The following is a 13,844-nucleotide window of genomic DNA, read 5'->3' as shown; positions in this document are numbered from 1 at the left end:
ATTATCTAACACCGTGCATCATTTTTTTCAAGAATGGAGTCAATGCAAATAATATAATTGCCGCAATACCCGTAAGAACCACAAATACCATAAAAAACTCATATAAGTTATGAATTTCAAATCCAGCAAAAAAGTGGTTATGAGCACTAATTTGGTGTTGATCCAATAAAGCTAATTGCTCAGGAGTTGGTGTAATTTTGTTATCTAAGACTGCTTGAAGATCAATTCCTAATTCTTTTGCTTTTGCAAATTTATCTCCAGTTGCAGGCAAGATAGAACCTAAAGTTCCACCTAAAGCATAACCCGAAGCGTTTGACAAAAAGAATACTCCATAAAGCAATGAAGCAAAACGTTTTGGAGATAATTTACCAACCAATGACAAACCAATTGGAGATAAACATAATTCAGCACATGTATTTAAGAAATATAATAATATAAGCCATTTTACCAATAACAAACCAGAAGTTCCAATGTAAGAAACCTGAGTCGCAATCATGAAGAAACTAATCGAGATTATCACTAGTCCTGCAGCTAATTTTACCGGAGAAATAGGCTCTCTGTCTTTTGCTCTAAGAGTATCCCATAAAATACTGAATGGTACTGCCATAATTACAACAAATAGTCCATTAAAAATCTGAACCATTGATGGAGGCATTAAAAACCCAAAGAAGTTTCTGTCTGTTTGGTTATCTGCAATAAAAGTTAACGATGAACCAGCTTGCTCAAAAGCCGCCCAGAAGAAAATAATAAAGAACGAAACGATATAAATTACAATAATTCTGTCTCTTTCAATTTTAGTCAATGAAGTATCGGAAATAATTAATCCCGCCAATGACAATCCACTAGAATAAATCAAAGTATAAATCAAATTCTGGCCTACAACATAATGGAAAAAGAATCCTAACGCGATAAATGCAAGACTTGCAATTGCTAAAGATTTATTTGAAAAATTAGCTTTTTGCGCTTCTCCCTCTTCAAAATCAGAAGCTTCATTTTTAGAAGGCAAACCTCCTAATGGTCTTCCTTCAGGAGAAACCACATATTTGTTTTTCAAGAAGTAAAAAAGAACTGTTCCGATAAGCATTGCCAAAGAAGCCGCCATGAATCCCCATCTAAAAGCATGGATATCTCTAATCCCACCAGCATCTTTAACATCTCCCAACAAAGGACAAATCGACTGACCTAAGAAAGCCCCGATATTGATTCCCATATAGAAAATAGTAAAAGCACTATCTAATTTTGTTTTCTCTTGTTTAGGATATAAACTTCCCACCATACTCGAAATGTTTGGCTTGAAGAATCCGTTACCAAAAACAATAACTCCTAAGGCAGAATACATGATGATTTTAGCTAAAGGTAAATTATTTTCAAATATACTTCCGCTGGTAAACAACAACATTTGTCCTGTTGCCATTAATAATCCACCCAATAATATACAATTTCTATTTCCTAAAAAACGGTCTGCTACAAAACCACCCAACATTGGCGTTAAATAACAAAGTCCAAGGAAACCACCATAAATCAATGAAGCTTCTTCCTCCTTCATTAATAATGAGTTTACAAGAAATAAAGTCAATAAAGCTCGCATCCCATAAAAATTGAATCTCTCCCACATCTCCGTTCCAAACAATACCCAAAGTCCTTTTGGATGCGCAGTTTTTACTTGAGTTTCTCCCATATTATTCATTATTTGTTTAAGGTTAATAAAGTTATTCTATAAATTTTCTTTGATAAAGTTAGTCATTTTATTATAAAGCTGAATTCTCGTCTTACCACCGTAAATACCGTGATTTTTATCCGGATATATCTGAGAATCAAATTGCTTATTCGCCTGAATTAAAGCTTCCATCATTTGCATTGAATTTTGCACATGAACGTTATCATCTGCTGATCCGTGAATCAATAAAAACTTACCTTTTAATTTATCAACGTGATTTATTGGCGAATTTTGATCATAGCCACTTGCATTTTCTTGTGGAGTCTGCATGTATCTTTCTGTGTAAACGCTATCATAAAAACGCCAGTTCGTTACCGGAGCAACTGCAATTGCCATTCTGAAAACATCGTTTCCTTGAAAAATACAGTTTGACGACATAAAGCCTCCATAACTCCATCCGAAGATTCCAATTCTTGAAGCATCAACATACGGATAAGCTCCAATCACTTTTGCAGCATCAATCTGATCTTCAACTTCATATTTCCCAAGTTCTTTTTGAGTAACTTTTTTGAAATCAGCACCTTTAAAACCAGTTCCTCTACCATCTACACAAGCAACAATATAACCTTGTTGAGTAAGCGATAAAAACCAATAATCATCTGAATTATTCCAATCGTTGTTTACTTGTTGAGATCCAGGACCAGAATATTGGTACATGAAAACTGGATATTTTTTAGAAGGGTCGAAATCTTTTGGTTTTAAAATCCATGCATTAAGCTCATTCCCTTTAGCTGTTTTTAAAACAAAGAATTCTTTTGCTGGAAGATTATAAGCTTTCAATTTATCGGCAAGAGCCTGATTGTTTTCGATTACCTGAATTTCTTTTCCAGTTTTTGCCTCGTTTAAAGTATAAGTTGTAGGCTGTAAATTACTTGAGAAAGTATTAATAAAAAATTGGAAATTAGGACTAAAAGTCGCCGCACTTGTTCCAACTTTTGAAGTTAAACGTAATTTATTTTTTCCGTCTAAACCAATACGATAAATATCTCTGTTTATTGAACCATTCTCCGTAGATTGATAGAAAATAGTTTTATTTTTTTCGTCGAAACCATAGTATGAAACAACTTCCCAGTTTCCTTTTGTAACCTGATTTTTAAGTTTTCCGGTTTTATCGTAAACATAAATATGATTAAAACCGTCTTTTTCACTTGTCCAGATAAAACTATTGTCTTTTAAGAATGTCAAATTATCTGTAACATCAACATAAGCTTTGTCTTTTTCATTTAAAACAACTTTTGCAGCGGCCGTTGTTCCATCTACAAATAATAAATCAAGATTATCCTGATGGCGATTTAAAACCTGCGCTGATAATACATTATTATCATTTGTCCATTGCAGCCTTGCAATATAGAAGTCATTATAATTTCCTAAATCAACTTTCTTAGTTGCATTTGCAGCCGCATCGTATATATGTAATGAAACTACTGAATTTTTTTCTCCTGCCTTTGGATATTTAAACGTTTCAACTGTTGGATACAAATCTTTATGAAAAATTGACATAGAAAATTCCGGAACTGCACTTTCGTCGAAACGAATATAGGCTAATTTTTTACTGTCTTTACTCCAGTCAAAAGCACGTACAAATGCAAACTCTTCTTCATAAACCCAATCCGTAATACCGTTAATTACGGCATTTTTCTTCCCATCAGCTGTAACTGTTGTTACTTTTTTAGAAGCTACATCATATACATAAAGATTATTTTCCCTAGCATAAGCGATTTTAGTTCCATCAGGCGAGAAAGTTGGCTCCTGAATCTGAAAATCAAAAAGTTTGACTAGTGACTTTGAAGCGATATCGTATAAAAAGTAATCTGCTGTAAAAGAGTGGCGAAAGATATGTTTAGAATGACAAGCAATTAAAATCTTTTTTTCTGAAGCATCAAAAGTATAGCTATCAATTCCGTCTGAAAGTTCTTTGTGATTTTTAGTATCGATTAAATTTGATACTTTTTTTAGAGTTGCAAAATCATACAAATCGATCTGCATGCTTCTGCTGGCCTGATCAACATTTAAAACAGTATATTGATCTGTATTTTTTAAGGATTGTAATTCATCCATTCCTTTTGCCCGGAATGTCCCGCCATAAATGTTTTCGACAGTAATTTTTTGTTGTCCAAAGACAGTAGCAACCAAAAATAAAAGTACTACCGTTATTTTACTTGTATTCATTATAATTATTTTAAATATAAAAAGAGCCCAATTTTAGTAAAAAAAATAAACATAATACACATTTTAAGTGTTAAATGTTAAAAAAAATAACGATTGCGTACTTTTCAAACTTTAAATAGATTGCAAACAAAACCCTTAAATTGGTATCTTTGTCAGCACATTATTATTTAATATACTGAGAATGAACAACGCTGTTGCCGGATTTTCGAAATTATCCAAAAAAGAAAAAATAAACTGGATCGCAAATGAGTATTTTTCAACTCCTGAAGAAGCCCTAAATATTATAAGAAATTACTGGAATTCAGACGACAAGCTACAACAATTGCACGATGAATTCATCGAAAACACGATCACAAACTTCTATATTCCACTTGGAGTTGCTCCTAATTTTTTAATCAACGGAGAATACAAAACGATCCCAATGGCAATTGAAGAAAGTTCAGTTGTTGCTGCAGCTTCAAAATCAGCAAAATATTGGTCTACTCGTGGCGGTTTTAAAACAACTATAATTAGTACTGAAAAGATTGGCCAGGTACATTTTACATTCAATGGAGACGCCGATAAACTACAATCTTTCTTTGACAAAATAAAATCAAAATTCTTTTCTGAGACGCAAAATATTACCAAAAATATGCAGCAGCGCGGAGGCGGAATTTTAGACATCAAACTTAAAGACAAAAGAAGTTTACTTGAAAATTACTACCAGCTACATGCCACTTTCGAAACGAAAGATAGTATGGGTGCTAACTTCATTAACTCTTGTCTGGAACAATTTGCTACAACTTTAAAAGAAGAATTTCAGCAATCTGATCTCTTTTCAGATGACGAAAATATTAAAGTAATTATGAGCATTTTATCCAATTATGTTCCGAATTGCCTTGTAAGAGCAGAAGTTTCATGCCCAGTTGAAGACCTAACTGAAAAACACATTACCAATCCACAGGATTTTGCAGAACGTTTTGTTCAGGCCGTTCAAATTGCCGAAGTTGAGCCTTTTAGAGCTGTAACCCACAATAAAGGTATCATGAACGGGGTTGATGCTGTAATTCTCGCTACAGGAAATGACTTTAGAGCAGTTGAAGCAGGAGTTCACGCTTATGCTTCTCGAAATGGTCAGTACTCGAGTCTATCGCATGCTAAAATCGAAAAAGGAATATTTACTTTCTGGTTAGAGATTCCGCTAGCCTTAGGAACAGTTGGCGGACTTACTTCTTTACATCCGTTGGTAAAATTATGCTTGGAAATGCTTGAAAAACCTTCTGCACAAGAATTAATGGAAATTGTTGCCGTTGCAGGCTTGGCGCAAAATTTTGCTGCATTACGTTCGTTAACTACGACAGGAATTCAGGAAGGGCATATGAAAATGCACTTAAATAATATCATTAATCAATTTGAAGCCAACGAAGAAGAACGCTATCTAATAAAATCACATTTTAAGAAAAATGCAGTTTCTCATAGCGCTGTTGCTGAATTTATTGAAAACTTAAGAAAATAATTAGAAGCTATTTCATTGAATGAAAACAACCTTTTACAGTAACGGAAAACTCTTAATAACGGGCGAATATCTAGTTTTAGACGGAGCTAAAGCATTTGCATTACCAACAAAATTTGGTCAGGATTTAGTTGTTGAAAGTGGCTTCAACAAAGAAGTAAAATGGAAAAGTTACAATTATGATGATCAACTCTGGTTTGAAGATGTTATTTCTTTTGCTGAAATTACAAACAATGTTGAAGCAAAAATAGAAACTGTTAAAACTACGTTGATTACTATTCTACATGAAGCCTATCTTTTAAACACTGATTTCATAAATAATGCTGAAGGGTATGAAATTAGTACACATTTGACATTTCCAAAAAATTGGGGTCTAGGCACTTCATCTACATTATTAAACAATATAGCACAATGGACCAAGACTGACGCTTATACACTGCTTAAAAATAGTTTTGGAGGCAGCGGTTATGACATTGCGTGCGCTCAAAACAACACACCAATTATCTATCAAATAGAGCAAAACACTCCAATTGTAGAAAAAACAGAATTTAATCCCAAATTCACTAAAAACATTTTTTTTGTTTACCTAAATAAGAAACAAAGTAGTAAAGCAGCAATCACTGCTTATTACAACAATAAAAATGAAAATTTAGCTAAAAACATCCTGGACAACAATAAAATTACCGAAGCTATTCTCGAAGCAAAAACACTTAACGAGTTTGCCCATTTTGTAGAAAAACACGAAATTCATTTGAGCAATATTCTTGAACTGGAAACTATTAAAGAAATTGCATTTCCAGATTTTAATGGGGTAGTCAAAAGTCTTGGCGCTTGGGGTGGCGACTTTGTAATGGCAATTTCAAAAGAAAACCCAAAACAATATTTTACAAAAAAAGGATATGAAACAATCCTAACTTATGATGAAATGATTTTACAACAGTAAATTCTGACACTATTTAAAAGCAAAAAAAGTGAATTTAATAATTCACTTTTTTGCTTTTAACATGTTTTGTTTCTAAACGACGAACTTTTTGACTTTCCTGCTCATTAGATTCAATAAGCGTATTATGTAAACGTTCTGCCATTTTTTCGATACTATTATTAATAGAATCGTATACTAATTCCATCCTACGATGCTTCTCTTCTTTTACCGCTTTTAAGACATCTTCAACAAAAGTCTTATCATATTTTTCGGCAACAGAATCGCGTGTATTAGTCAGTCTTATAACATAATCGTTACTTAATATGGTGACTTTAAAATGCTGTTCTTCGTTACTTAAATAATATTTACCTCCTAGCTCATCGACATTGATGTCGGTGCTGCTCACTTTTAAAAGTTCCGTTATTATTCCATAAATATGGTTCTCTATTTTGGAATATACTCTAGGCTTTCTTTTAAAAAAACTAAACATGAAAAACATTAAACGCCTGATTATTAAGGTAATTTTTTATCATTTTTCCACACTTTTTATTTAACATTCACTAAATCAAATCCACTTTTCTAAAACGAAAATTCGAGCAAATTAACTGTTAAATTTTGAATATCACAAATTTTTTAAATTATATTTCGATTATTCCTATATAATTAAATAAAAAAGCGTAAGTAATTATTCTAAAAAACAAGTAAAAGCAAAAAACCCGAAACATTTAAATGTTTCGGGTTTTATATGATAATTAAATACTAAATACTAGTAGTTAAATTGCAGTCTGTTATCTTCAATTTTAGCATTGTTTTTCAATGCTGGTAAAATTCTGCTTGCATCAGATGCGCTTTGAGCTTTTACTTTAGCAACATATTCTGCATGGTTAGCAATTGCCGGAGCTTTTACAGTACTGATATTTTTTACAACATATACACCAGTATTCCCTTCAATTGGAGCAGAAATTTTGTTTGCAGTTAAAGCAAATGCATTTCCAACAACTTTTGGCTCTTGTCCAACTCCACCAGGTAAAACTGGATTATCCATAGTAACATTAGCAGCTTGCTGAACAGCTACACCAGCACTTTTAGCAATAGCCTCAAGGCTTGATCCTGTCATTTTAGCTTTTAACATTTCAGCTTTTTTCTTGTTTTTCAATATTGGCTCAACATATGGTCTAGCTAAAGTTACTGATACTAAACCTGATTTGTTTTCGCTTTTGTACTGAGCAATCACGTGACCAATATTAGCTAATTCAAAACGTTTTACATCTCCAATACTAGTTTCTTTATCAAATGCCCATCTAACAATGTTACGTTGGTTTCCTAATGGACCAAATGCTTCATCCATAGCTTTGGCAGTTACCGGAGCAGCAACTTTTAAACCTAATTCTTTTGCTGTAGCAGCAAAATCTTTATCAGCAGCATCCATTTCGAATTTAGTTGCCAATGTAAATACTTTATCAGAAGTAGCTTCAGATGGCTCTATTTTTTGAGCGATTGTAGCTAAACGAATTCCGTCTTGTTTATCAGTGATTTTAATAATGTGAAATCCGAAAGGAGTCTCTACTAAACCAACTTTTCCAATTCCGTTACTGAATACAAAATCATTGAAAGGTTTTACCATTTGGTTTGGACCAAAATATCCTAAATCACCACCTTGTTGTGCAGATGAATCATCAGAACTTGTAAAAGCTAACATCATGAAACTATCAGGATTAGCCTGAACCTGAGCTAAAATCTCTTCAGCTTTAGCTTTAGCTTCTTCTTTAGTTCTTTTTTCTTTTTGGTTAGGAGTTTGAGATCCTTCGTAACCAATTAAGATATGACTTGCTTTTGCATTTACTCCTGCTTTAAATCCTAAAGACTTAGAAATTGCGTAGTATCTTCCAAAAACGTAAGGTCCATAAATTGCACCAGCAGGCAAACTGAATAATTTATCAGCATCTACTGCAGGTAAACTATTTTTAGGTACATATGTAGAATCATAAGGTACATCAGAATTTGCATTTACAAATTCAGCGATGTTAGTTGCATTTCTAAAACCTGCCAAAGTATCATTCTTACCAGTTTTAGCATTATAAACAACACTTCCGTTTAATAATCCTGTGATTTTAGCTTTAATTTCAGCCTCATCTTCTTTTGAAGCTTTATCTTCTACTAAAACATATTGAATTTCACGAGTTTCATCCGCTTTGAATTTTTTCTCGTTTTTCTTCATATAATCAACAATCTCATCATCAGAAATTTTCACTTCACTATCTTTAATAGAAGAATACAATGCACCAGCGTAAGCAAAGTTTACTTTGTTAGCTTCCATTTCGTATTTCAACTTTCCTTCACTAGCAGTTGTGTAAAGTCCAGATTTGATTAACGTATTGTAGATTTGAAATTTTGCATTTAATTCAGCATCTTTTTCTTTTTCAGAAATATATTGTGCCGCTTCAGGATTTGTTTTGAAATACTCTTTAAATTTCACAACATCAAACATACCTGCTGCATTTAGGAACATAGGATTTTTTCCAATATTTGGATCTGCTTTCAAAACTTCAAGTAAGTGTTTTTCACCAACTCTTAATCCTAATTTATCAAACTGAGCTGATAATAATGCGATTGAAACCTCTTGATCCCAAACTCTGTTTGCAGCTTCAGTGGAAGTTATCCCTTGCCCACTTTTTTCAACATTACTAACTTTAACTCTAAAGTCTTCAAATGAAATATCTTTTCCGTCGATGCTTCCCACATCCTTTGAACTTTGACTAAATGTCCCTTTACCGATTAGATCTTGTATTATAAATGCAAATAATGCAAGTGCAATAACTCCTATCAATAAAGCGGAACGCTGTCTAATTTTTGCTAAAACTGCCATTTTTATTATCGTTAATTTTATATTCAGTTTGCGAAAATACAATTATCTAGTTAATAACAATACAACTAGCAATTTATTTTGCACAATTTTTTCAATTAATAAAAGAAATCACTCTTTTACTGTCATTTTTACCAATTCAATTTTCTTATTTGTAGCTTCTTCTATCACAAAATGATAGTGATCTATTGTAATTTCTTCCCCTTTCTGAGGAATTTCCTTCGTAAAGTTTACAATAAATCCTCCCAGAGTACCGTAAGAGTCTTCTTCAGGAATCATCAATTTATAAGTCTCATTCAAATATTCCACATCTAATCTGGTAGAAAACAAATACTTACCCTCTCCCAATTCCTGCTCAATTAGTTCTTCATCTAAATCGTGCTCATCTTCAATTTCTCCGAATAGTTCCTCCACAATATCTTCTATTGTAACAATTCCGGAAGTACCTCCGTATTCATCTAAAACAACAGCAACATTTTTTCTCTTTTTAATCAAAATGCCTAAAGCGTCTTTTATCAAAATAGTTTCAGGAACAAACTCCACCGTCATTAAAACTGATTTAATTGTTTTTGGCTTTTTAAACAAATCAAATGAATGCACATATCCCACAATATCATCAAGAGAATTTTGACTTACTACAATTTTAGAATAACCTGTTTCTATAAAGAGCGATTTTAAATCCGAGATACTATCAAACAAATCAATATCAACAATTTCGGTACGTGGCGTCATAATATCACGCGCTTTTACACCCGAAAATTCTAATGCATTTTGAAAAATCTGAATTTCAGAATCCACTTCGTCATCATCTTCAACAGAATTCATTTGTTCTGTAATATAATTTCCAAGCTCAATTTTACTAAAATACAACTGAACCTGATCTCCTTCTGTTTTGAAAAATTTCCTTAAAACAAAATCTGAAATCCAGATAAAAAAGGTAGAAATATAATAGAATAACCTGTAAAATAAATAAGCAGGAACAGCCAAAATCTTAATTAATGAATTGGCATAAATTTGAAAAAAAACTTTCGGAAGAAATTCAGCCGTAATCAAAACTATAAAAGTTGAAATAATAGTCTGAATCAGTAAACTGGTAATATCTGAAAAATGGTAACCTACTTTGGCTATACATCTTAAAACCAAATCACCCATGAAAAACCCGTAGATTACCAAAGCAACATTGTTACCAATTAACATTGCGGCGATAAATTTTGAAGGATTTTCAGTAAGTTTAGTTAGAATTTGTGAAGCAAAATTATCTTGTTTCTTTTCTATTCCAAGATAAATTTTGTTCGAGGAAATAAAGGCTATTTCCATTCCTGAAAAAAAGGCTGATAGTATTAAACAAAGTATTATAATACTAATTTCCATTTTTATTGTTTTTTATTACGATCATCAAATTTCTTGACAAATTTTCTTCTGAAGAAAAACATAAAAACCGCCATTCCGGCAATTATAAAGCTCAAGGCATAGTTTTCACTACCTTCATTCAACTTGATAACTCCATCATAAATAAAGTAAACCGCAAATGCGATATAAACGTATTGTGTATATTTTAAGTAACCCATAATTATTTTATTCGTTAGCTTCTAATTCGCCTGTTATTCGTTGTGAATTTATCACCTTAAAATCTTTACTGAAATCAATTCCCTGACCGTTTGACACTCCTTTAGCATCGGTAAGTTTGAATTTTCTTTCCGTGTAAAACCATTCGTTTTTCTGATCAAAATACAACTGTTCTGTTTCGAGCATCTGACCTGTCTCTGAAGTAATTTTTACTTTTCCCTGCAAATCTATAATACCAGTTTGCTTATACGAAACGGCATAATTTGCTTTTATAAAAGTACGCTTTTGTTTTTTATCATACAGTGTAACATCAATCCCTTTTGGGAATTCAGTAAACGGAAATTCAAGATTAGAATAATCAAGCATTTTTCGGCTTTTAAGTACCCCTGTAATGCGTCCGGAATCAGTGTATTTTATATCAACTGTATCATTATCACTTCCTGGAACAAATTCTGAAAAGTTAATCTTTTGAACTTCCTTAAAATTACTTTCGCATCCAAAAAACAGTGTCACAGCAAGAACTGTGACAGCATTTATAATATATTTCTTTGGTAAATTCATTTGCCAAATGTAGTAAATTGTAATGAGCTTAAAAAAACATAAAAGCTTATGTCTAGTTGAATTTACTTTTCACGAACCATCTGTCGTTAAAAGAGAAGCTTAAACTAAAATTGAAGTAATTTTCCTGAATTAAACCAGCATCCGTAGTTCCTCTTTTACCAAATTCAAGACCTAAATTCACATTTGAAAATTGTCCTGTAATTGGAAAACCAGCTCCCAATGTCATTCCGACATCATTAATTGATTGATTATTAATTACTAAACCAATTTTTTCATATTTTAAACCAGCTCTATAAGTAATTCTACTGAAGTAACTTGAAAACGAAGTATAGTTTGGAATATAATAACCTCCAATTGCATATTTCGAATATTTCTCGTAACGAACATCATCACTAGAGTTATAGTAATTAGCATATTGCCCATCACCCTGAAAAGCTAACGTAGTACCAACTAACCATTTTCTTGCCTCTCCAACCCCAACACCAATCGTCAATTTATTAGGCAATTTCAAATCAGTCTCCGTTTTTGGATATTCATAAGGATCTGGATCTCCAGAAACAAAAATAATTCGTTCATTATCAGATCTTAAAGTACTAGCAAAAGTATAACTTAAACTAGTAAACAAACTCATCTTTTTATAAATCTTTCTCTGATACATCGTACCAATATTAAAATTCAGACCAGACAATTCAGATTGATTCGTTTCACGTGTTGCACTTGCAACGTCTGTAATACCCTCAACACTTGTTGTTGTAATTTGCCCAAAATTATATTGCGCATCTGCTCCAATATTCCAGTTTGGCATTATTTTATAACCCAGACCAAAAAACACTTTATTAACACCACCTTTTCCTTCAAACTGACTATTTGTGGCACCACTTACATCTGAATTGTTATTTAAAATTTTATAGCCGACAGAAGACAATGGCACCAGACCAAAAGCCGCTCCAAATTTACCCATTGGAATTCCGACTGCTAAATAATCAAAAGTAGCTCTTTGTGCTTTTTCAGATTGGTTACTATTTTTTAACGTTGATGTCCCAAAACTTCCTCCAACCGTGAATGTAGTTTGCATTAAACTTGCATAACTTGAAGGATTATCAATATTCAAGTGGGTACTATCCTGTTCTACTGCCACCCCACCCATCGATCTGTATTCGAGTGTACCTTTAAATCTTGCATCACCAATTCCGTAAAAAGAATAAGGAGAAGCTGTACCTTGCTGAGCAAATGAAACGAACGAGATAAGTAAACAAGCACTTATTATAATTTTTTTAATCATTGTCGATTTTATATTGAAATGTTTGGTTCAAACTTTCCAGTAGGAAATTTGAATTGGCAAATATGGTATTTTTTAATCGTTTAGCCAAAAATTCTGCATCCCCACCCGTTAAAATTATTATAAAATTTGAAAAGTTCTCCCGATATTCATCGATAAAACCATCAATCTCATAGACGAACCCGTTAACAACTCCGGAATGGATCGCTTCTTTTGTAGAGTTTCCTATATAGGATTCAGGAGCAGCCAGTGTCAGCAAAGGCAGTTTGGCAGTATAATTATGTAATGCTTCATAACGCAATCTCAAGCCTGGCGAGATCGCTCCGCCCAGATAATTATCATTTTCGTCGATAAAATCGTAGGTTATACAAGTTCCGGCATCAACAACCAATCTATTTTGTTTTGGGAATTGCAAAGTTGCTCCGGCTGCCAAAACCATTCGATCAATTCCTAAAGTTTTTGGCGTTGCATACTTATTTATAAAAGGAAAAACATCTTCATGTGTTAAAAAATGGATTTTTAGCTGATTTTCGAATGTCAAAAAAGATTGTTTTTCGACGTTTCCGACTGAAGCAACAACCAAATCCGAGCAATTTTGAAATTTTTCTAAAATTATTTTTATTTTTTTTTCGAGCTTATTTTTCTCAAAAACAAAATTTTCAAGAACAGTACTACCCTCAAAGACAGCCGCTTTAATTCGAGTGTTTCCAACATCAACCGCTAAAACCATGTTTGTTTTTTTATCACTGCGAAGATACGAATTGATTTTTTTAAAAAAATGTTTTGGATAAACGAAAAATGATTCTATCTTTGCACCCGCAATGAGCACAACACGGTACCTTAGCTCAGATGGTAGAGCAATGGACTGAAAATCCATGTGTCCCTGGTTCGATCCCTGGAGGTACCACGTTTAAAACCCGAATAGAAATATTCGGGTTTTTTGTTTTTTAATACTTTTAGGGAAATTTTGAAATTCCAATTTTTTAAAATTGCTTCACCTGTCGCTAGCGCTCGAGTCCAAATTCCAATTAGGATTAACCGCAAGGATTAAGACTTGTATATTCACTTTCTATTTACATATGATGTTCCAACGGTTGAAACCGTTGGCTATGTCTTGGTTATCTAAAATCCATTTCAATTTTTACAGAAAAACATAGCGCCCTTTGCGTAAATCTTAGCGTTCTTTGCGGTTAAATTTAGGATCATACGCAAAAGTTGGGGATTAGGCAAAAAGATTAGATAATCTGAACAGGAAAAAATCTATTTTTCTCACTC

At 32.8% G+C, this 13,844-nt stretch carries 11 protein-coding genes and 1 tRNA gene; 3 read left to right on the top strand and 9 right to left on the bottom strand.

The genetic code is table 11. The features are described from left to right. Window position 1 precedes the first annotated feature (1 nt). Window positions 2-1,678: a peptide MFS transporter gene (locus Q7C23_RS21945; protein WP_375034516.1), complete on the bottom strand. Its 1,677-nt coding sequence runs from the start codon at window positions 1,676-1,678 to the stop codon at window positions 2-4. 36 nt (window positions 1,679-1,714) lie between these two features. After that, on the bottom strand, window positions 1,715-3,886 hold the full coding sequence (locus Q7C23_RS21940; protein ID WP_375034515.1) for a S9 family peptidase: 2,172 nt from the start codon (window positions 3,884-3,886) through the stop codon (window positions 1,715-1,717). 181 nt (window positions 3,887-4,067) lie between these two features. Between Q7C23_RS21940 and Q7C23_RS21935 the strand changes: the two genes are divergently transcribed. Beyond that, entirely contained in the window at window positions 4,068-5,381 is a 1,314-nt protein-coding gene (locus Q7C23_RS21935) for a hydroxymethylglutaryl-CoA reductase, degradative (RefSeq protein ID WP_375034514.1), read from the top strand. A 19-nt stretch (window positions 5,382-5,400) separates the two neighbouring features. Next, entirely contained in the window at window positions 5,401-6,321 is a 921-nt protein-coding gene (locus Q7C23_RS21930; protein ID WP_375034513.1) for a GYDIA family GHMP kinase, read from the top strand. Window positions 6,322-6,355: 34 nt separating this feature from the next. On the opposite strand, the gene Q7C23_RS21925 is transcribed toward Q7C23_RS21930, so the two are convergent. The 7 genes from Q7C23_RS21925 to Q7C23_RS21895 form a co-directional block, all read right to left on the bottom strand. Beyond that, window positions 6,356-6,706 (bottom strand): hypothetical protein, encoded by a 351-nt coding sequence (locus tag Q7C23_RS21925; protein WP_375034512.1) that lies wholly within the window; start codon window positions 6,704-6,706, stop codon window positions 6,356-6,358. A 360-nt stretch (window positions 6,707-7,066) separates the two neighbouring features. Then, the gene (locus tag Q7C23_RS21920; RefSeq protein ID WP_375034511.1) at window positions 7,067-9,166 is read right to left on the bottom strand and encodes a peptidylprolyl isomerase; all 2,100 of its coding nucleotides are present in this window, start codon (window positions 9,164-9,166) and stop codon (window positions 7,067-7,069) included. Window positions 9,167-9,274: 108 nt separating this feature from the next. Then, complete coding sequence (locus tag Q7C23_RS21915) at window positions 9,275-10,534, bottom strand: hemolysin family protein (RefSeq protein WP_375034510.1); 1,260 nt, start codon at window positions 10,532-10,534, stop codon at window positions 9,275-9,277. 2 nt (window positions 10,535-10,536) lie between these two features. Further along, window positions 10,537-10,731, bottom strand: coding sequence for a hypothetical protein (locus Q7C23_RS21910; protein WP_194658185.1), 195 nt, complete (start codon window positions 10,729-10,731; stop codon window positions 10,537-10,539). Window positions 10,732-10,738: 7 nt separating this feature from the next. Beyond that, on the bottom strand, window positions 10,739-11,290 hold the full coding sequence (gene lptC / locus Q7C23_RS21905; protein ID WP_375034509.1) for an LPS export ABC transporter periplasmic protein LptC: 552 nt from the start codon (window positions 11,288-11,290) through the stop codon (window positions 10,739-10,741). A gap of 52 nt (window positions 11,291-11,342) precedes the next feature. Further along, window positions 11,343-12,572: a hypothetical protein gene (locus tag Q7C23_RS21900; protein WP_375034508.1), complete on the bottom strand. Its 1,230-nt coding sequence runs from the start codon at window positions 12,570-12,572 to the stop codon at window positions 11,343-11,345. Then, on the bottom strand, window positions 12,565-13,299 hold the full coding sequence (locus Q7C23_RS21895; RefSeq protein WP_375034507.1) for a type III pantothenate kinase: 735 nt from the start codon (window positions 13,297-13,299) through the stop codon (window positions 12,565-12,567). Before Q7C23_RS21895 ends, Q7C23_RS21900 begins: the two co-directional genes overlap by 8 nt. 104 nt (window positions 13,300-13,403) lie before the next feature. Here Q7C23_RS21895 and Q7C23_RS21890 point away from each other — a divergent pair. Then, window positions 13,404-13,476, top strand: a tRNA-Phe gene (locus Q7C23_RS21890). Window positions 13,477-13,844 lie beyond the last annotated feature (368 nt).

The sequence above is a fragment of the Flavobacterium sp. LAR06 genome, assembly GCF_041946075.1.
GTDB lineage: Bacteria > Bacteroidota > Bacteroidia > Flavobacteriales > Flavobacteriaceae > Flavobacterium.
Note: the sequence above shows the minus strand (reverse complement) of the source record. Positions and strands in the feature narration are given on the sequence as shown.